Origin of the sequence: Henriciella mobilis, from assembly GCF_003576285.1 — a bacterium.
GTDB classification, from domain to species: Bacteria; Pseudomonadota; Alphaproteobacteria; order Caulobacterales; family Hyphomonadaceae; genus Henriciella; species Henriciella mobilis.
This window is the reverse complement of the sequence record NZ_QWFX01000010.1, coordinates 1-16,048: the sequence shown is the minus strand read 5'-3', so window position 1 is coordinate 16,048 and position 16,048 is coordinate 1. Positions and strand designations below refer to the sequence as shown.

Genomic DNA, 16,048 nt, shown 5'->3' with positions numbered 1-16,048 from the left:
TCACTGACGGGGCTTTCTGATCTTAATTTGCTTCGAGAAACCTACTCGTCCATCGCCTCGAGTTCGGCCTCGTGGCGAGCGCGGTCCTTTGCGCCCTTGGCGTCTTCGTCGCGGTCAACCAGCTCGATGACGGCAACCGGCGCATTGTCGCCATGACGGAAGCCGGCCTTCAGGACACGGCAGTAGCCGCCATTGCGGTCCTTGTAGCGCTCGCCGAAGACGTCGAAGAGCTTCTGGACGGCTTCCTTATTGCGGACTTGCGAAATGGCCTGACGGCGGGCCGAAAGGTCACCCTTCTTCGCGAGCGTGACGAGCTTGTCCATGATCGGCTTCAGCTCCTTCGCCTTCGGAAGGGTCGTCACGATCTGCTCGTGCTCGATGAGCGAAGCGGCCATGTTCGCAAACATCGCCTTGCGGTGCGATGAGGTGCGGTTCAGCTTGCGATGTGCAATTGCGTGGGCCATTTGCTTGGTCTCCTGCGCGCCCTCCCGGGCGGACTTTTAGAGGTGGTCGTCGTATTTCTTGGCAAGTGCCTCGATGTCTTCCGGTGGCCAGTCCGGCACTTCCATGCCGAGGTGCAGCCCCATGCCAGCGAGCACTTCCTTGATCTCGTTCAGCGACTTGCGGCCGAAGTTCGGGGTACGGAGCATTTCCGCCTCGGACTTCTGGATCAGGTCACCAATGTAAACAATGTTGTCGTTCTTCAGGCAGTTCGCCGAACGAACAGACAGTTCTAGCTCGTCGACCTTCTTGAGAAGAACCGGGTTGAAGCCGAGATCGGTTTCCTCGCTCGAGGACGTCGTTTCGGTTTCCGGCTCGTCGAAGGTGATGAAGAGCTGAAGCTGGTCCTGGAGGATGCGCGCGGCATAGGCCACGGCGTCTTCCGGCGTGATCGAACCGTCGGTCTCGACCGTCAGCGTGAGCTTGTCATAGTCGAGCACGGTGCCTTCACGCGTGTCTTCGACCGTGTAGCCTACGCGGCGAACCGGCGAGTAGATGGCATCGACCGGGATGAAGCCGATCGGGGCATCTTCCGGACGGCTCTGGTCGGCCGGGACGTAGCCCTTGCCGGTCGCAACCGTGAATTCCATGCGGACCGAAGCGCCGTCGTCGAGCGTGCAGATGACGAGATCCGGGTTGAGGATCTTCACGTCGCCCGAGGTCTCGATCTGGCCGGCCTTCACCTCACCCTTGCCGTCAGCCTTCAGGATCATGCGCTTCGGCGTATCCGAAACCATGTCGATGGCGACCTGCTTGAGGTTGAGGACGATGGTGGTCACGTCTTCGCGAACGCCCGGGATGGACGAGAATTCGTGCACAACGCCGTCAATGGACACGCCGGTAATGGCCGCGCCCTGAAGCGAGGACAGGAGAACGCGGCGAAGCGCGTTACCGAGAGTCGTACCAAAACCGCGCTCAAGCGGCTCGATCACGAGCTTCGCATGACGGCGCGGGTCCCGGCCCGCCTCAACCTTCGGACGGTTCGGGCGGATCAGTTCTTTCCAGTTACGGTCATTCACACTGGTCGCGGTATCGGCCATTCAAGGCCTCCTTGCTGAATTGATGGAAGTCGCGGGCTGCCTAGACGCGGCGGCGTTTGGGCGGGCGGCATCCATTGTGCGGAATCGGGGTGGTGTCACGGATGGACGTGATCGTCAGGCCAGCAGCCTGAAGCGCACGCAGGGCGCTCTCACGGCCGGAACCCGGGCCACGGACATTTACTTCGACAGTCTGGAGACCATGCTCCTGCGCCTTCTTGGCGGCATCTTCAGCAGCGACCTGGGCCGCATAAGGGGTCGACTTCCGCGAGCCCTTGAAACCCATCGTACCGGCGGACGACCAGGAAATTGCATTTCCCTGCGCGTCGGTAATGGTCACCATCGTATTGTTGAAGCTCGACGTCACATGCACAACACCTGAGGAGATGTTCTTGCGGGCACGGCGGCGAACGCGGGTCGTATCACGAGCCATTCGGTCTGATCCTACTTCTTCTTACCAGCAATCGGCTTTGCTGGGCCCTTGCGGGTGCGGGCATTGGTGTGGGTCCGTTGGCCACGAACCGGAAGGCGCTTGCGGTGGCGAAGGCCACGATAGCAGCCCAGGTCCATCAGGCGCTTGATGTTCATCGAAACTTCACGGCGTAGGTCGCCCTCGACCATGTAGTCAGCATCGATGGTTTCGCGAATCTGGATCACTTCCGCATCGGTCAGATCCGACACGCGGCGTGCCGGCTCAATGCCGATCTTCTCGGTGATTTCGCGGGCTTTGGCCGGGCCAATGCCGTGAATGTAACGAAGCGCGATTTCCACACGCTTGTTCGTCGGAATGTTTACGCCTGCTATACGGGCCACGGGCCTCTCTCCTGAACTGCCGAAAGCGGGCTCGGCGCGAAACGAAACCCAACGTCTCGCGCGCGCGAACCCGACCTCTTAACGAAGTGCGTCGTTATAGACGTGCAAATCGCCGCGTCAACTGGTGAATTGCGGCTTTATGCGGTCTGTTTCAGCGCCTGTTCGACGCCTTCTGTTACCTCTTCAATACTCGCCATTCCGTCGACTTCGCGGAGGATTCCGCGCTCTGCGTAGAACGGCAGCAGCGGGGCGGTGTCCATGTTGTATTTCTCAAGCCGCGCCGCGAAGGTTTCGGGATTGTCGTCCTTGCGGCCCTGCTCTGCGAAACGCTTGGTCACGCGCTCCATCAGCTGTGTTTCGTCGACGACCAGACGGATCACGCAATCCACTTTCGAGCCGCGCTTTTCAAGCAGATCGTCGAGGGCCTTCGCCTGGCCGACCGTGCGCGGGAAACCATCGAAGATGAATCCCGCCGCCGACTTGTTCGTCTCCAGCTGCTCGTCGATCAGGTCGATGACGATCTCGTCCGAAACGAGGCCGCCCTCATCCATGATCCTGGCCACGCGGTTTCCCAGCTCCGAACCCGAAGCGCGCGCTGCACGCAGCATGTCCCCGGTTGAAAGCTGAACATAGCCGCGCTGCTCGACAAGCCGCTTGGCCTGCGTGCCCTTACCGGCCGCCGGTGGACCGAACAAAATCAGGTTCATCGTCTACGCTTGCCTCCCAGCCGCGATTTCTTGATCAGCCCTTCATACTGATGAGCGATCAGCTGGGACTGGATCTGTGTCACTGTATCCATCGTAACGGATACAACGATTAGAAGCGATGTGCCACCGATGTAAAAGGGGATTTCCGGTACGTAACGTCTCAGAATTTCAGGCAAGAGACAGACAAAGACGAGATAGACAGCGCCGATCGTCGTCAGGCGGGACAGGACATAGTCGAGATAGGCCGCCGTATTCTTGCCCGGACGAATCCCCGGAACGAAGCCGCCATACTTGCGCAGATTGTCCGCCGTCTCCTCCGGATTGAACATGATGGAGGTGTAGAAGAAGCAGAAGAACGCGACCAGGACACCGTAGGTGATGATGTAGGTCCAGCTGCCCGGCGAGAAGTGGAGCGCCAGCCATTGCAGGATGCCCGGATCGGTCACGCCACCCTGCGGATCCACTGTGCTGCCACCGCCGAGGCCGACCGCTGTCAGCGGAAGCATCAGGATGGCGATCGCAAAGATCGGCGGGATGACGCCGGATGTGTTGATCTTCAGCGGCAGGAAGGAAGACTGCCCTTGCTGCATCTGGTTGCCGACCTGACGCTTGGGATACTGGATCAGGATCCGGCGCTGCGAACGTTCGATAAAGACGATGAACAGAAGGATCGCCACGACGAGCAGCACGATGGCGAGCACGAAGACAACATTGATCCCCTGCTCGCGGCCACCGGCAAACAGGTTGAAGATCGCCTTCGGCATCTCCGCAATAATGCCGGCGAAGATGATCAGCGAAATACCGTTACCGATGCCGCGGGCGGTGATCTGCTCACCCATCCACATCAGGAACATGGTGCCGCCGACAAAGGTCGTCACACAGGTCAGGACGAAGAACCAGGGCGCGAGCCCCTCATGGGCGAAGTTGGCAAGCCCCATCGAAATGCCAAAGCCCTGGAAGAAGGCGAAGCCGACGGTCAGGTAGCGGGTATACTGGTTGATCTGCTTGCGCCCAGCTTCCCCTTCCTTCTTGAGCTTCTCAAGCGAAGGCACCGCGCTGGTCATCATCTGAACGATGATGGATGCGGTGATGTAAGGCATCACGTTCAGCGCGAACACACTCATCCGCTCGACGGCGCCGCCGGCAAACATGTTCAGGCTGCCCAGCATGCCGCCGGACTGTTGCTGGAAATATTGCGAGAACGCTTCCGCGTCGAGGCCAGGCACAGGAATGAATGTGCCGAGGCGATAAAGAACGAGAATGAACAGCGTGAAGAGAATTCGGGCCTGAAGGTCCTTCGCCTTGGCGAAGGTGCCGAAATTCATGTTTCGCGCCATTTGTTCAGCGGCTGTGGCCAAGAGACCCTCCTCCCGGAAAAGAAATCGCCGCCAACATTGGCGGCGAAATGCTATTTGTGAAGGTGTGTAGACGAAAAAGCCGCGACTTACTCTGCTTTTTCAGCAGCTGCGGGTCCCGTCAGCGTCACCTTTCCACCGGCCTTCTCGATCGCTTCGACCGCAGCCTTGCTGGCACCGGTCACCGTGATGTTCGCCTTCTTCGGCGCTTCACCCTTGGCGAGGAGGCGGATACCGTCCTTGACGCGGCGGACAACGCCGGACGCAACCAGCGTCTCTTCGGTGATGTCGTCGGCCTTCAGCTTGCCGGCTTCGATCGCCTTGGTGAGACGGCCGAGATTGACCCAGGCGTGGTTCTTCGAGTTCAGCGCGTTAAAGCCGCGCTTCGGCAGACGCATGTAGACCGGCATCTGGCCGCCTTCGAACCCGTTCAGGGCGACGCCCGAACGTGCCTTCTGACCTTTGACACCGCGGCCGCCAGTCTTGCCCTTGCCGGAGCCGACGCCACGGCCAACGCGGTGACGGTTCTGCGTCGAGCCCGCATTGGGAGAGAGTTCGTTGAGTTTCATCGCTCTATTCCTGACTGGCGTTGAAAGGGTCGCCCCTATACGCCTACTCTTCTACGACTTCAATAAGGTGGGACACCTTGGCGATCATGCCACGCACGGCCGGGGTGTCGTTCAGCTCGCTTTCGCGGCCAATCTTGTTCAGGCCGAGACCGACCAGCGTTGCGCGCTGGGCCGGCTTGCGGCGGATCGGGCTACCGGTCTGGCGCAGCTTGATCGTGTCTGCTGTCTTCTTCGCCATCATCAGTTCCTTTCACTAAAATCAGGCGGTTTCGGAAATGCCGGTTTCGGAGGCGCCATCGGTGCGGCGGCCAACGATATCCTGAACCTTCAGGCCACGCTTGGAAGCGACGGAACGCGGGCTCGCCTGTTCCTTGAGCGCCTGGAAGGTTGCGCGAACCATGTTGTACGGGTTCGACGAACCGGTCGACTTGCCGACAACGTCCTGGATGCCGAGCACTTCCATAACGGCGCGCATCGGGCCACCAGCGATCACGCCGGTACCGGGAGGCGCTGCGCGCAGGATGACCTTGCCGGCCCCCCAGCGGCCCTTGCCGTCATGGTGCAGCGTACGGCCTTCGCGCAGCGGCACGCGGACCATGTTGCGCTTGGCATCTTCGGTCGCCTTGCGGATCGCTTCCGGCACTTCGCGGGCCTTGCCCTTGCCGAAGCCGGCGCGGCCCTTCTGGTCACCCACCACGACGAGCGCGGCGAAACCGAAATTCTTGCCGCCCTTCACGGTCTTGGCGACGCGGTTGATCCCAACCAGCTTGTCGACAATCTCGCTCTGCTCTTCCTGGCGGTCATCCCGGCGTCCGCGTCCGCGGCCGCGACCTCTGCCCTGTTCGTCTGCCATATCGGACTCCTAGAACTTCAGGCCGCCCTCACGGGCGGCATCTGCCAGGGCTTTCACCCGGCCGTGGAACATGTAACCGCCGCGATCGAAGACAACGTCCTCGACACCGGCTTTCTTGGCGCGCTCGGCGATCAGCTCGCCGATCTTCTGGGCGGCAGCCGTGTCGCTGGTCGACTTCAGCTTGCCGCGCAGGTCCTTTTCGAGCGTCGAAGCGGAAGCGACCGTAACGCCGTTCTCGTCATCGATGATCTGCGCCGAGATATTCTTGTGCGAGCGCGCAACCGAAAGGCGCGGCTTGCCATCGGCAATCTTGCGGAGCTTGGACCGGACGCGCTGGGCGCGGCGGAGTGTCTTTTCGCGTGTCGTCTTCATGGCGATTACTTCTTCTTGCCTTCCTTGCGACGGACATATTCGCCGGCATAACGGACACCCTTGCCCTTGAAAGGCTCGGGCTTGCGGAATTGACGGATCTCGGCGGCAGCCTGGCCGACCGCCTGACGGTCCGCGCCGGACACGATTATCTCGGTCGGCTTCGGCGTCTCGATCTTGATGCCGTCCGGAGCCTTGAAGATCACGTCATGCGAATAGCCGAGCGACAGCTTCAGGTCGTTGCCCTGCATCTGCGCACGATAACCGACGCCGACGAGCTCGAGCGACTTGGTGAAACCGTTGGTTGCACCTTCGACGACATTCGCTGCGTTGGCCCGCGCGGTGCCCCACTGGGTCCGCACTTTCGGGTCAAGCGCTTCGGCAAAGGTCATCTTCTTGCGACCTTTGGCTTCGTTCGCCTTGATACGCTCATTGGCTTCCTTGACGAAGTTCTCGCGCGGCATGATCGACACTTCGCCATCTTCGAGCTTGGCCGTAACCAGCTCGGAGACAACGATAGCGAGCTCACCCTTCGGGCCCTTCGCCTTAACCTGGTTGCCCTCGACGGTCACTGTCGTGCCGTTCGGGACCGGGATCGGGAGTTTTCCAATACGGGACATGTCAGTTCATCCTCGTCCTAGAATACCCGGCAGAGAATTTCACCGCCGACATTCTCAGTACGGGCAACGGCGTCGGAGATGACACCCTTGGACGTGGAGAGAATGGAAATACCCAGTCCGTTGCGGACCAGTGGCAGATCATTCACCGACGAGTAGACACGGCGGCCTGGTTTCGAGACCCGGCGGATCTCTGAAATGACCGGTGCACCGTCAAAATATTTCAGCTCAATCTCGACATTGCGATGGCCGTCCTTCTCGACTTCCGTGTAGCCACGGATGAAGCCCTCGCTCTGCAGCACATCGAGTACTCGAATGCGCAGTTTCGACGAAGGCGAGACGACTTTCGTCATGCCACGCATCTGCGCATTGCGGATACGGGTCAGGAGATCGCCAAGGGGATCTGAGATGTTCATCCTGGTCCTCCTTTCCTACCAGCTGGACTTCACGAGGCCCGGCACCATGCCGAGCGAGCCAAGTTCACGAAGCGCAATGCGCGACATCTTCATCTTGCGATAGTAGCCGCGCGGACGCCCGGTAACCTCGCAACGGTTGCGGATCCGGCTCGGAGCCGAATTGCGCGGCAGTTCAGCCAGCTTCAGGCGGGCCTGGAAGCGCTCTTCCAGCGGACGGTCCTCGTCCATGGCCGCAGCCTTCAGCTTCGCCCGGCGTGCCGCGTATTTCGCGACCATCCGGCGACGCTTTTCATTCTTTTCAATTGCGCTTTTCTTAGCCATTACAATTCGTCCTCAAGCGCTAGTTCCGGAACGGGAAGCCACAATGCGCAAGCAGCGCCTTGGCTTCTTCGTTCGTTTTGGCGGTGGTGCAGACAATGATGTCCATACCGCGAATGTCTTCGATGTCGTCATAATTGATTTCCGGGAAGACGATCTGCTCTTTCAGGCCCATGGCGTAGTTGCCACGGCCGTCAAAGCTCTTGCCGTTCAGTCCGCGGAAGTCTTTCACACGCGGCAGGGCCATCGTGGTCAGACGATCGAGGAACTCATACATGCGATCGCGGCGAAGCGTGACCTTGGCACCGATGATCATGCCTTCGCGCAGCTTGAAGCCGGCGATCGACTTGCGGGCCTTGGTCGGCACAGGCTTCTGGCCGGAGATCTTCTCCAGCTCGGCCAGGGCCGTCTTGATCTTCTTGGAGTCAGCGACAGCTTCGCCAACACCCATGTTGATCACGACCTTGTCGAGCTTCGGAACCTGCATCTCGTTGGAGTATTTGAACTCCTCCTGCAGCTTCTCGCGGATCTCTTTCTTGTACTTCGCCTTGAGGCGGGGTTCATAATTCTCAGACATCGATCGACTCGCCCGAACGTTTGGCATAGCGCGTCTTGCGGCCATGCTCGTCTACCTTGAAACCGACGCGGGTCGGCTTGCCGTCGCGCGGGTCCATGATCGCCACGTTGGAGACATGGATCGGCGCTTCGAACGTCTTGATACCACCCGGGTCCATCTGACCCGGCTTCTGGTGACGCTTCACGACATTCACACCCTGAACGACGACACGGTTCTCAGCCGGGATCACCTTCAGGACTTCGCCCTTGGCGCCCTTGTTCCGGCCGGCCGTGACGACGACACGGTCACCTTTTTTCACCTTGGCAGCCATGGTTACAGCACCTCCGGAGCCAGTGAGACGATCTTCATGTGGTTCTTCGCGCGAAGCTCGCGCGGAACCGGGCCGAAGATCCGGGTTCCGATCGGTTCGCCATTGTTGTTCACCAGCACAGCAGCATTGGTGTCGAACCGGATGACCGAACCGTCGGGGCGGGTAATGTCCTTGGCAACGCGAACCACGACAGCGCGGCGAACGTCGCCCTTCTTCACGCGGCCGGTCGGAATTGCTTCCTTGATCGAGACCACGATGATGTCGCCAACCGACGCATAGCGGCGGCCCGCGCCACCCAGCACCTTGATGCACTGGACGCGGCGAGCGCCGGAATTGTCGGCGACGCGCAGATTTGATTGCATCTGGATCATGCGTCAGCTCCATCGCCCGGAATGACTTCCCAGGTCTTCAGCTTGGAGCGCGGCGGGCACTCCTGAATGGTGACACGCTGCCCTTCGACGGCCGAGTTGGTCTCGTCATGGGCGTGATACTTCTTCGAGCGGCGCACGATCTTCTTCAGAACAGGATGCAGGAAGGTGCGGTCGATACGGACCACAGCCGTCTTGTCCTGCTTGGTGGAAACCACGACGCCTTCCATTACGCGTTTCGGCATATCTTATCTCCTACGCCTCGGCTTCCGTCTTGGCCTGCTCGGCAAGAAGGGTCTTCACGCGCGCGATCTCGCGGCGGACTTCCTTCACGCGGGCCGTTTTCTCCAGCTGGCCGGTGGCCTGCTGGAAACGGAGGTTGAACTGTTCCTTCTTCAGCTGCTTGAGCTGGTCGCGCAGCTGGTCGGTGCTCTTGGAACGCAAATCAGCGATGCTCATCTCTAGATCCCCTCAATGCGCTTGATGATCTTGGTCTTGATCGGCAGCTTGGCGGCGCCGAGGCGCAGAGCCTCCAGAGCCACAGCGTCCGGAACACCGTCGATCTCGAACAGGATACGGCCAGGCGACACGCGAGCGACCCAACGGTCGACGGAGCCCTTGCCCTTACCCATGCGGACTTCGATCGGCTTCGCGGAAACCGGCGTATCCGGGAACACGCGGATCCAGACCTTGCCCTGACGCTTCATTTCGCGGGTCACGGCACGGCGGGTCGCCTCGATCTGGCGCGCGGTGACGCGCTCCGGCTCGAGTGCCTTCAGGCCGTAGCTGCCGAAGGAAAGCGTATAGCCGCCCTTCGCCTTGTTGCTGATCCGGCCCTTGAAAGCCTTGCGGTATTTTGTGCGTTTCGGCTGCAGCATCGTTTACGCTCCTGCACCTTGCGGACCGGAAGCCGGGCCGCGCTGGTTTGTCGAACGGGCACGGGCCTGACCGGAATCTTCGGCCTTACGGTCCTGTGCCATCGGGTCGTGCTCCATGATCTCGCCTTTGTAGATCCAGACCTTCACACCGATGATGCCGTAGGTCGTCTCTGCTTCGGCGGTACCGTAGTCGATGTCGGCGCGCAGCGTGTGCAGCGGCACCGAACCTTCGGCATACTGCTCGGTCCGGGCGATTTCTGCGCCGCCAAGGCGGCCAGCAACCATCACGCGGACACCGAGCGCACCGAGGCGCATCGAGTTCTGGATCGCACGCTTCATGGCGCGGCGGAACGAGCCGCGGCGCTCAAGCTGGCGAGCAATGTCTTCGGCGACCAGGGTGGCGTCGATTTCCGGCTTGCGGATCTCGACCAGGTTCACGCGAACCTCATCTTCCGTCATCTTCGACAGCTTCTTGCGAAGCACTTCGATGTCGGCGCCCTTCTTGCCGATCACAAGGCCCGGACGGGCGGTGTGGATCGTGACAATGCACTTCTTGTGCGGACGCTCGATGACGATGCGCGAGATACCGGCCTGCTTCAGCTGGTCCTTGATCGTCTTGCGGATTTTCAGGTCTTCGTGGACGAGACGGCCATAGTCTGCCGTGTCGGCATACCAGCGGCTGTCCCAGGTCCGGTTGATACCGAGACGCAGACCGACGGGATTGATCTTCTGGCCCATTATGCGGCCTCCGCTTCAACTGATGTGTCGCGCAGCACGATGGTGAGCTGCGAGAAAGGTTTCATGATGCGCGCGGCGCGGCCACGGGCACGAGCGCGGATGCGCTTCATGACCAGGTTCTTGCCGACATGCGCTTCCGCAACGACCAGGCTGTCAATGTCGAGACCATGATTGTTCTCGGCATTCGACATGGCCGAATAGAGCACCTTGTACACGTCCTTGGCAGCGCGCTTGCGCGAGAATTTCATCTCGTCCATCGCACGCTGGACCGGAAGACCGCGGATCTGCTGAGCCAGGAGGTTCAGCTTCTGCGGGCTCGAACGGTACATGCGCAGCACTGCGCGCGACTCGTTGGACGCCTGCTTCGGAGGATTCTTCGCCTTACCCATGGCTTACTTCCTCTTCGCTTTCTTGTCGGCGCCGTGGCCATAATAGGTCCGCGTCGGCGCAAACTCGCCGAACTTGTGACCGACCATTTCCTCGGTGACGAGGACCGGCACGAACTTGTTGCCGTTGTGCACCTGAAAGTTCAGGCCCACGAATTGCGGCATGATGGTAGACCGGCGCGACCAGGTCTTGATTACTTCGCGGCGCTCGGCTGCGTGGGCTTTCTCTGCCTTCTTGAGCAGGTAGCCATCGACAAACGGGCCTTTCCAGACGGAACGTGGCATCTTCTCTTCGCTCCCTAGCGCTTCGAATTACGGCGACGGATGATGAGACGATCCGAGGCCTGCGTCTTGCGGGTCTTAGGACCGCGGGTTTTCTTGCCCCAGGGCGTAACCGGGTGGCGGCCACCCGAAGACTTGCCCTCACCACCACCGTGCGGGTGGTCGACCGGGTTCATCGCAACACCGCGGACTTTCGGGCGCTTGCCGAGGTAGCGCGCACGGCCAGCCTTCGACAGAACCCTGTTCATGTTGTCCGGGTTGGACACGGCGCCTACGGTTGCCAGACAGCTGTCCGGAACCATGCGAAGCTCGCCGGAGGACAGTTTGATCTGGGCATAGCCCGCATCGCGACCAACGATCTGCACATAGGTGCCGGCCGAACGGGCGAGCTGGGCGCCTTTTTGCGGCTTCAGCTCGACATTGTGGACGATTGTGCCGACCGGAATGTTCTTCAGCGGCAGGGTATTGCCCGGCTTGATGTCAGCGGTCTTGGACGTGACTACCGTATCACCGACAGCCAGGCGTTGCGGCGCGATGATGTAGGACAGGTCGCCGTCCTCATACTTGATCAGCGCAATGAAGGCCGTGCGGTTCGGATCGTATTCCAGGCGCTCCACGGTCGCCGGAACGTCCCAGCGGTTACGCTTGAAGTCGATCTTGCGATACAGGCGCTTCGCACCGCCGCCGATACCGCGAACCGTGACGCGGCCACGGTTGTTGCGGCCACCAGACTTGGTGAGGCCTTCGGTCAGCGCCTTGACGGGGCGACCCTTGTGCAGTTCCGAGCGGTCAACAATGACCAGCTGGCGCTGGCCGGGTGACGTCGGATTGAAAGTCTTGAGTGCCATCTCGCTCTCCTACAGTCCGGTCGTGATATCGACGGACTGACCGTCCTTCAGGGTGACAATCGCTTTCTTGAAGTCGGAGCGGAAGCCGACCTTGCCGCGGAAGCGCTTGGTCTTGCCCTTGACCTTGATCGTGTTGACCTTGGTCACGTCGACCTTGAACAGCGACTCAACAGCTTCCTTGATGTCCTTCTTGTTGGCGGACAGCGGAACCTCGAAAACGATCTTGTTCTCTTCCGACAGAAGTGTGGACTTCTCGGTGATCACCGGCGCCAGGAGCGCGTCGTAATGTTGTGCTTTCACTTCAGCCATGACTTACTTCCCTTCCCCGGCCTTCGCGTCGAAACGCGCGCCGATGCCTTCAAGGGCATCCTTGGTGATGACCAGCTGCTTGCGGCGCAGGATGTCATAGACATTCAGGCCAGCGACCGGCAGGACATCGATGTTCGGGATGTTGCGGGCAGCCTTGGCGAAGTTCGCATCGACCTCGGCGCCGCCGATGATCAGTGCGTTCTCGACGCCAAGCGCCTTGAACTTGGCCGAAAGCTCTTTCGTCTTGGCTTCGTCCAGCTTCGCCTCGTTCAGCACGATGAGCGAGCCTTCCTTGACCTTGGACGACAGGGCATGCGCCAAGGCCAGCTTGCGGATCTTCTTGGGAAGATCGTGAGCGTGGCTGCGAACGCGCGGGCCGTGTGCGACCGAACCGCCAACGAAGATCGGCGCATTGCGCGAACCGTGACGGGCGCCGCCGGACCCCTTCTGACGGATGAACTTCTTGGTCGTGACGGAAACTTCGTCGCGCGACTGGGTCTTGTGCGTACCGGCCTGGCGCTTGGCGAGCTGCCAGCGAACCGTGCGGTGCAGCAGGTCGGAGCGGATGTCTTCCAGGCCGAAAATGGCCGGGTCAACCGTTGCCTTGCCTGCGGCCTTGCCGTCGAGTGTCTTGACTGCGAGTTCCATTATTCACCAGCCTCCGCATTCTCGGCGTCTGCAGCTTTTGCATCGCCACCCTTGGCACGGAAGGAGCCAGCGGCCGGCGCGTCGTCCGGGCGGGCCTTCTTCACGGCATCGCGAACTTCAACATAGGCGCCGTCATGGCCGGGGATCGCACCCTTGACCAGGATCAGGCCGCGTTCGGCATCGGTACGGACGATTTCCAGGTTCTGGATCGTGACGCGCTCGGTGCCGTAATGGCCAGCCATCTTCTTGCCCTTGAAGACCTTGCCTGGATCCTGGCACTGGCCAGTGGAACCGTGGGCACGGTGGGAGATGGACACGCCGTGCGAGGCACGCAGGCCGCCGAAGTTCCAGCGCTTCATGGCGCCCGAGAAACCGCGGCCGAGCGAAACGCCGGCAATATCGACACGCTGGCCAACCGCGAAGTGATCAGCAAGCACTTCGGCACCGACGTCAGGCATGTCGCCATTGACGCGGAACTCGACCAGCTTGCGCTTCGGGGCAACGCCCGCCTTCGCAAACGCTTCGCGCTGCGACTTGGCGGTGCGTTTCGCCTTCGCGTCACCGGCACCCATCACGACAGCCTTGTAGCCGTCATTGCGGGTTACGGTGGTCTTTTCTTTCTTCTTGCCGCGGTTCACGGAGACTTCGCGATCCTCATCGGTGCGAAGGCCGACAACCTGGCAGCCATCAAGCGAAAGAACCGTCACGGGAACGTGGCGGCCGTCTTCGTTGAAGATACGGGTCATGCCAAGCTTCTTGGCAATGACGCCTGTGCGTTCTGCCGGAAGTGCCATCTTAGCGCGCTCCCTCGAGTTTGATTTCGATGCCGACGCCAGCCGAAAGGTCGAGCTTCATGAGCGCGTCAACGGTTTGCGGGGTCGGATCCACGATGTCGAGAATGCGCTTGTGCGTGCGAATCTCGAACTGGTCGCGGGACTTCTTGTCGATGTGAGGCGAGCGGTTGACCGTGAAACGCTCGATACGGGTCGGCAGCGGGATCGGGCCGCGAACGTCAGCGCCGGTGCGCTTCGCGGTGGAGACGATCTCTTTCGCCGACATGTCGAGGGCGCGGTGGTCGAACGCTTTCAACCTGATCCGGATATTTTGTTTGTCCATCGTACGGTATCCCGTCCACATGAAATGTCGCGCCAAGGCGCACGCGTTGAAGCGCCCGGACGCAATCGGCTGAATTGTCTAGTTCGGTGGGAAGCGTTTGCCGATCAGAGGCACAGCCGACCCTTCGAAGGGCGCGGTGTATGGGATTGTTCGGGGCTCGTCAACACTGCATGACGGATTCTTTGCAGCGGGTTGCACCCGGCGGGATCGCGCGCGATGGCCTGAACCTCAAACGGTGCTATGGTCACGACCGTTCCACGGACTGGCAGAGGCGGATTTTTACCGTGAAAGACGAGTTGCTGGAAGCCGCCAAAGCGGTTCGCGAAAAAGCCTATGCCCCCTATTCCGGCTTCAAGGTCGGCGCGGCCATCCGCTCGGCGGCCGGCATCCATGTCGGCTGCAATGTCGAGAACGCCGCCTATCCCGAAGGCATCTGCGCCGAGGGCGGCGCGATCACCTCCATGGTCGCTGCCGGGGATACGGAAATCTTCGAAGTCCTGGTGTATGCCGAGGCTGACACGCCGGTCGCCCCCTGCGGCGGCTGCCGCCAGAAACTGGCCGAATTTGCCGGACCGGACGTGGTGGTCAGGCTTGCGGGTGCCGATGGCGTGACGACCGAAACGACCATGGCCGACCTTCTGCCTGCCGCCTTTGGCGCCGCACAGCTGAAATAGTCACCAAAACTGTTCTGGCTCGGCTTTTTGGATCGGAGCCCATTTGCGCCTCCGATTCCCGGAAACGAGCCTCATGGTCCTTCAACAAAAAAGGGCCGCTCCCGGAGGAACGGCCCTTGATGTCTTGTGTCAGCCCCTTGCGGGGCGACAAGCACCTGTCCGATGCTTATTCCTTGACCGCCGAGACGACGCCGGCGCCGACGGTGCGGCCGCCTTCGCGGATAGCAAAGCGCAGGCCCTGGTCCATCGCGATCGGCGTGATCAGCTCGACGTCCATTTTGACGTTGTCGCCCGGCAGGACCATTTCCTTGTCCGCCGGAAGCGTGACAACACCCGTCACGTCCGTGGTCCGGAAGTAGAATTGCGGACGATAGTTCGTGAAGAACGGCGTGTGACGGCCACCCTCTTCCTTCGTCAGGATGTAGGCCTCGGCCTCGAACTTCGCGTGCGGCGTGATCGAGCCCGGCTTGCAGAGAACCTGGCCGCGCTCAACACCCTCACGGTCGATACCGCGGATCAGCGCGCCAATGTTGTCGCCAGCCTGGCCCTGGTCGAGCAGCTTGCGGAACATCTCCACACCGGTCACCGTCGTCTTCTGCGTCGGGCGGATGCCGACGATCTCGACTTCCTCGCCAACCTTGATGACGCCCGTCTCGACACGGCCGGTCACAACCGTACCGCGACCGGAGATCGAGAACACGTCCTCGACCGGCATCAGGAACGGCTTGTCCAGCGGACGCTCAGGGGTCGGGATGTACTCGTCGACCGCTTCCATCAGCTCGAGGATCTTCTTCTTGCCGATCTCTTCGTCACGGCCTTCGACAGCCGCCAGCGCCGAACCGGCAATGATCGGAATGTCGTCGCCCGGGAAGTCATACGAGGACAGAAGTTCGCGAACTTCCATCTCGACCAGCTCGAGCAGCTCCTCGTCATCGACCTGGTCGACCTTGTTCAGGAACACGACCAGCGCCGGAACGCCAACCTGGCGGGCCAGCAGGATGTGCTCGCGCGTCTGCGGCATCGGGCCGTCAGCTGCGTTCACAACCAGGATCGCGCCGTCCATCTGCGCCGCACCCGTGATCATGTTCTTCACATAGTCCGCGTGGCCGGGGCAGTCGACGTGCGCATAGTGGCGCTTGTCGGTCTCGTATTCCACGTGCGCGGTGTTGATCGTGATCCCGCGGGCCTTCTCTTCAGGCGCGTTGTCGATGTCCGCATAGGACTTCGCCGCACCACCATAAACTTCCGCCAGCGTCATCGTGATCGCCGCCGTCAGCGTCGTCTTGCCGTGGTCCACGTGCCCAATCGTACCAATGTTCACGTGAGGCTTGTTGCGCTCAAACTTTGCCTTGGCCATTT

General features: G+C 61.0%; 29 protein-coding genes. 1 reads left to right on the top strand and 28 read right to left on the bottom strand.

Annotated elements, in window-relative coordinates; genetic code table 11:
- Positions 1–41: 41 nt before the first annotated feature.
- From rplQ to rpsJ, 27 genes are all read right to left on the bottom strand, one after another.
- A complete protein-coding gene (rplQ, locus tag D1223_RS09435) occupies positions 42–464 on the bottom strand; it encodes a 50S ribosomal protein L17 (RefSeq protein WP_119376196.1) in 423 nt (140 codons plus the stop codon).
- Positions 465–500: 36 nt separating this feature from the next.
- On the bottom strand, positions 501–1,520 hold the full coding sequence (locus tag D1223_RS09430; protein ID WP_119376238.1) for a DNA-directed RNA polymerase subunit alpha: 1,020 nt from the start codon (positions 1,518–1,520) through the stop codon (positions 501–503).
- A 61-nt stretch (positions 1,521–1,581) separates the two neighbouring features.
- On the bottom strand, positions 1,582–1,971 hold the full coding sequence (gene rpsK, locus D1223_RS09425) for a 30S ribosomal protein S11 (protein WP_119376195.1): 390 nt from the start codon (positions 1,969–1,971) through the stop codon (positions 1,582–1,584).
- 11 nt (positions 1,972–1,982) lie between these two features.
- On the bottom strand, positions 1,983–2,351 hold the full coding sequence (rpsM, locus tag D1223_RS09420; RefSeq protein WP_119376194.1) for a 30S ribosomal protein S13: 369 nt from the start codon (positions 2,349–2,351) through the stop codon (positions 1,983–1,985).
- A 137-nt stretch (positions 2,352–2,488) separates the two neighbouring features.
- Positions 2,489–3,058, bottom strand: a complete 570-nt coding sequence (locus D1223_RS09415; protein WP_119376193.1) for an adenylate kinase — start codon at positions 3,056–3,058, stop codon at positions 2,489–2,491.
- Positions 3,055–4,416 (bottom strand): preprotein translocase subunit SecY, encoded by a 1,362-nt coding sequence (gene secY / locus D1223_RS09410; RefSeq protein WP_199288206.1) that lies wholly within the window; start codon positions 4,414–4,416, stop codon positions 3,055–3,057. Before secY ends, D1223_RS09415 begins: the two co-directional genes overlap by 4 nt.
- 86 nt (positions 4,417–4,502) lie before the next feature.
- Positions 4,503–4,982 (bottom strand): 50S ribosomal protein L15, encoded by a 480-nt coding sequence (gene rplO, locus D1223_RS09405; protein WP_119376191.1) that lies wholly within the window; start codon positions 4,980–4,982, stop codon positions 4,503–4,505.
- Positions 4,983–5,025: 43 nt separating this feature from the next.
- Positions 5,026–5,220, bottom strand: coding sequence for a 50S ribosomal protein L30 (rpmD, locus tag D1223_RS09400; RefSeq protein ID WP_119376237.1), 195 nt, complete (start codon positions 5,218–5,220; stop codon positions 5,026–5,028).
- A 21-nt stretch (positions 5,221–5,241) separates the two neighbouring features.
- Complete coding sequence (gene rpsE, locus D1223_RS09395; RefSeq protein WP_119376190.1) at positions 5,242–5,835, bottom strand: 30S ribosomal protein S5; 594 nt, start codon at positions 5,833–5,835, stop codon at positions 5,242–5,244.
- 9 nt (positions 5,836–5,844) lie between these two features.
- A complete protein-coding gene (gene rplR / locus D1223_RS09390; protein WP_119376189.1) occupies positions 5,845–6,207 on the bottom strand; it encodes a 50S ribosomal protein L18 in 363 nt (120 codons plus the stop codon).
- Positions 6,208–6,212: 5 nt separating this feature from the next.
- Entirely contained in the window at positions 6,213–6,824 is a 612-nt protein-coding gene (gene rplF, locus D1223_RS09385) for a 50S ribosomal protein L6 (RefSeq protein WP_119376188.1), read from the bottom strand.
- Positions 6,825–6,841: 17 nt separating this feature from the next.
- Positions 6,842–7,237 carry a 30S ribosomal protein S8 gene (gene rpsH / locus D1223_RS09380; RefSeq protein WP_119376187.1) on the bottom strand — a complete coding sequence of 132 codons (396 nt, stop codon included), beginning with the start codon at positions 7,235–7,237 and terminating at the stop codon, positions 6,842–6,844.
- A 15-nt stretch (positions 7,238–7,252) separates the two neighbouring features.
- Entirely contained in the window at positions 7,253–7,558 is a 306-nt protein-coding gene (rpsN, locus tag D1223_RS09375) for a 30S ribosomal protein S14 (RefSeq protein ID WP_119376186.1), read from the bottom strand.
- Between the two features lie 19 nt (positions 7,559–7,577).
- Positions 7,578–8,132 (bottom strand): 50S ribosomal protein L5, encoded by a 555-nt coding sequence (gene rplE, locus D1223_RS09370; protein ID WP_119376185.1) that lies wholly within the window; start codon positions 8,130–8,132, stop codon positions 7,578–7,580.
- Entirely contained in the window at positions 8,125–8,442 is a 318-nt protein-coding gene (gene rplX, locus D1223_RS09365) for a 50S ribosomal protein L24 (protein WP_119376184.1), read from the bottom strand. The genes rplE and rplX overlap by 8 nt, the downstream gene beginning before the upstream one ends.
- Before the next feature lie 2 nt (positions 8,443–8,444).
- The gene (gene rplN / locus D1223_RS09360) at positions 8,445–8,813 is read right to left on the bottom strand and encodes a 50S ribosomal protein L14 (protein ID WP_119376183.1); all 369 of its coding nucleotides are present in this window, start codon (positions 8,811–8,813) and stop codon (positions 8,445–8,447) included.
- Positions 8,810–9,055: a 30S ribosomal protein S17 gene (gene rpsQ / locus D1223_RS09355; RefSeq protein WP_119376182.1), complete on the bottom strand. Its 246-nt coding sequence runs from the start codon at positions 9,053–9,055 to the stop codon at positions 8,810–8,812. Before rpsQ ends, rplN begins: the two co-directional genes overlap by 4 nt.
- Before the next feature lie 10 nt (positions 9,056–9,065).
- Positions 9,066–9,269 (bottom strand): 50S ribosomal protein L29, encoded by a 204-nt coding sequence (rpmC, locus tag D1223_RS09350; RefSeq protein ID WP_119376181.1) that lies wholly within the window; start codon positions 9,267–9,269, stop codon positions 9,066–9,068.
- Between the two features lie 2 nt (positions 9,270–9,271).
- Positions 9,272–9,688: a 50S ribosomal protein L16 gene (gene rplP, locus D1223_RS09345; protein ID WP_119376180.1), complete on the bottom strand. Its 417-nt coding sequence runs from the start codon at positions 9,686–9,688 to the stop codon at positions 9,272–9,274.
- 3 nt (positions 9,689–9,691) lie between these two features.
- Entirely contained in the window at positions 9,692–10,426 is a 735-nt protein-coding gene (rpsC, locus tag D1223_RS09340; RefSeq protein ID WP_119376179.1) for a 30S ribosomal protein S3, read from the bottom strand.
- Positions 10,426–10,815: a 50S ribosomal protein L22 gene (gene rplV, locus D1223_RS09335; protein ID WP_119376178.1), complete on the bottom strand. Its 390-nt coding sequence runs from the start codon at positions 10,813–10,815 to the stop codon at positions 10,426–10,428. Before rplV ends, rpsC begins: the two co-directional genes overlap by 1 nt.
- A gap of 3 nt (positions 10,816–10,818) precedes the next feature.
- Positions 10,819–11,097: a 30S ribosomal protein S19 gene (gene rpsS / locus D1223_RS09330; RefSeq protein WP_119376177.1), complete on the bottom strand. Its 279-nt coding sequence runs from the start codon at positions 11,095–11,097 to the stop codon at positions 10,819–10,821.
- Positions 11,098–11,111: 14 nt separating this feature from the next.
- On the bottom strand, positions 11,112–11,942 hold the full coding sequence (rplB, locus tag D1223_RS09325; RefSeq protein WP_119376176.1) for a 50S ribosomal protein L2: 831 nt from the start codon (positions 11,940–11,942) through the stop codon (positions 11,112–11,114).
- A gap of 9 nt (positions 11,943–11,951) precedes the next feature.
- Positions 11,952–12,251: a 50S ribosomal protein L23 gene (locus D1223_RS09320; RefSeq protein WP_119376175.1), complete on the bottom strand. Its 300-nt coding sequence runs from the start codon at positions 12,249–12,251 to the stop codon at positions 11,952–11,954.
- Positions 12,252–12,254: 3 nt separating this feature from the next.
- On the bottom strand, positions 12,255–12,899 hold the full coding sequence (gene rplD, locus D1223_RS09315) for a 50S ribosomal protein L4 (protein ID WP_119376174.1): 645 nt from the start codon (positions 12,897–12,899) through the stop codon (positions 12,255–12,257).
- Positions 12,899–13,693: a 50S ribosomal protein L3 gene (rplC, locus tag D1223_RS09310; protein WP_119376173.1), complete on the bottom strand. Its 795-nt coding sequence runs from the start codon at positions 13,691–13,693 to the stop codon at positions 12,899–12,901. Before rplC ends, rplD begins: the two co-directional genes overlap by 1 nt.
- Position 13,694: 1 nt before the next feature.
- Positions 13,695–14,015, bottom strand: a complete 321-nt coding sequence (gene rpsJ / locus D1223_RS09305) for a 30S ribosomal protein S10 (RefSeq protein WP_119376172.1) — start codon at positions 14,013–14,015, stop codon at positions 13,695–13,697.
- Positions 14,016–14,299: 284 nt separating this feature from the next.
- Here rpsJ and D1223_RS09300 point away from each other — a divergent pair, with 284 nt between their 5' ends.
- Positions 14,300–14,689 carry a cytidine deaminase gene (locus D1223_RS09300; protein ID WP_407646973.1) on the top strand — a complete coding sequence of 130 codons (390 nt, stop codon included), beginning with the start codon at positions 14,300–14,302 and terminating at the stop codon, positions 14,687–14,689.
- A gap of 166 nt (positions 14,690–14,855) precedes the next feature.
- Here the strand turns inward: D1223_RS09300 and tuf are convergent, their stop codons facing one another.
- Positions 14,856–16,046, bottom strand: coding sequence for an elongation factor Tu (gene tuf, locus D1223_RS09295; protein ID WP_119376170.1), 1,191 nt, complete (start codon positions 16,044–16,046; stop codon positions 14,856–14,858).
- Positions 16,047–16,048: the final 2 nt, after the last annotated feature.

What these genes read in the sequence shown, in the direction of transcription:
- rplQ (WP_119376196.1), bottom strand. Translation starts at nt 464, where the DNA reads ATGGCCCACGCAATTGCACATCGCAAGCTGAACCGCACCTCATCGCAC.
- rpsK (WP_119376195.1), bottom strand. Translation starts at nt 1,971, where the DNA reads ATGGCTCGTGATACGACCCGCGTTCGCCGCCGTGCCCGCAAGAACATC.
- D1223_RS09415 (WP_119376193.1), bottom strand. Translation starts at nt 3,058, where the DNA reads ATGAACCTGATTTTGTTCGGTCCACCGGCGGCCGGTAAGGGCACGCAG.
- rplO (WP_119376191.1), bottom strand. Translation starts at nt 4,982, where the DNA reads ATGAAACTCAACGAACTCTCTCCCAATGCGGGCTCGACGCAGAACCGT.
- rpmD (WP_119376237.1), bottom strand. Translation starts at nt 5,220, where the DNA reads ATGGCGAAGAAGACAGCAGACACGATCAAGCTGCGCCAGACCGGTAGC.
- rpsE (WP_119376190.1), bottom strand. Translation starts at nt 5,835, where the DNA reads ATGGCAGACGAACAGGGCAGAGGTCGCGGCCGCGGACGCGGACGCCGG.
- rplR (WP_119376189.1), bottom strand. Translation starts at nt 6,207, where the DNA reads ATGAAGACGACACGCGAAAAGACACTCCGCCGCGCCCAGCGCGTCCGG.
- rplF (WP_119376188.1), bottom strand. Translation starts at nt 6,824, where the DNA reads ATGTCCCGTATTGGAAAACTCCCGATCCCGGTCCCGAACGGCACGACA.
- rpsH (WP_119376187.1), bottom strand. Translation starts at nt 7,237, where the DNA reads ATGAACATCTCAGATCCCCTTGGCGATCTCCTGACCCGTATCCGCAAT.
- rpsN (WP_119376186.1), bottom strand. Translation starts at nt 7,558, where the DNA reads ATGGCTAAGAAAAGCGCAATTGAAAAGAATGAAAAGCGTCGCCGGATG.
- rplE (WP_119376185.1), bottom strand. Translation starts at nt 8,132, where the DNA reads ATGTCTGAGAATTATGAACCCCGCCTCAAGGCGAAGTACAAGAAAGAG.
- rplX (WP_119376184.1), bottom strand. Translation starts at nt 8,442, where the DNA reads ATGGCTGCCAAGGTGAAAAAAGGTGACCGTGTCGTCGTCACGGCCGGC.
- rplN (WP_119376183.1), bottom strand. Translation starts at nt 8,813, where the DNA reads ATGATCCAGATGCAATCAAATCTGCGCGTCGCCGACAATTCCGGCGCT.
- rpsQ (WP_119376182.1), bottom strand. Translation starts at nt 9,055, where the DNA reads ATGCCGAAACGCGTAATGGAAGGCGTCGTGGTTTCCACCAAGCAGGAC.
- rpmC (WP_119376181.1), bottom strand. Translation starts at nt 9,269, where the DNA reads ATGAGCATCGCTGATTTGCGTTCCAAGAGCACCGACCAGCTGCGCGAC.
- rplP (WP_119376180.1), bottom strand. Translation starts at nt 9,688, where the DNA reads ATGCTGCAGCCGAAACGCACAAAATACCGCAAGGCTTTCAAGGGCCGG.
- rpsC (WP_119376179.1), bottom strand. Translation starts at nt 10,426, where the DNA reads ATGGGCCAGAAGATCAATCCCGTCGGTCTGCGTCTCGGTATCAACCGG.
- rplV (WP_119376178.1), bottom strand. Translation starts at nt 10,815, where the DNA reads ATGGGTAAGGCGAAGAATCCTCCGAAGCAGGCGTCCAACGAGTCGCGC.
- rpsS (WP_119376177.1), bottom strand. Translation starts at nt 11,097, where the DNA reads ATGCCACGTTCCGTCTGGAAAGGCCCGTTTGTCGATGGCTACCTGCTC.
- rplB (WP_119376176.1), bottom strand. Translation starts at nt 11,942, where the DNA reads ATGGCACTCAAGACTTTCAATCCGACGTCACCCGGCCAGCGCCAGCTG.
- D1223_RS09320 (WP_119376175.1), bottom strand. Translation starts at nt 12,251, where the DNA reads ATGGCTGAAGTGAAAGCACAACATTACGACGCGCTCCTGGCGCCGGTG.
- rplD (WP_119376174.1), bottom strand. Translation starts at nt 12,899, where the DNA reads ATGGAACTCGCAGTCAAGACACTCGACGGCAAGGCCGCAGGCAAGGCA.
- rplC (WP_119376173.1), bottom strand. Translation starts at nt 13,693, where the DNA reads ATGGCACTTCCGGCAGAACGCACAGGCGTCATTGCCAAGAAGCTTGGC.
- rpsJ (WP_119376172.1), bottom strand. Translation starts at nt 14,015, where the DNA reads ATGGACAAACAAAATATCCGGATCAGGTTGAAAGCGTTCGACCACCGC.
- tuf (WP_119376170.1), bottom strand. Translation starts at nt 16,046, where the DNA reads ATGGCCAAGGCAAAGTTTGAGCGCAACAAGCCTCACGTGAACATTGGT.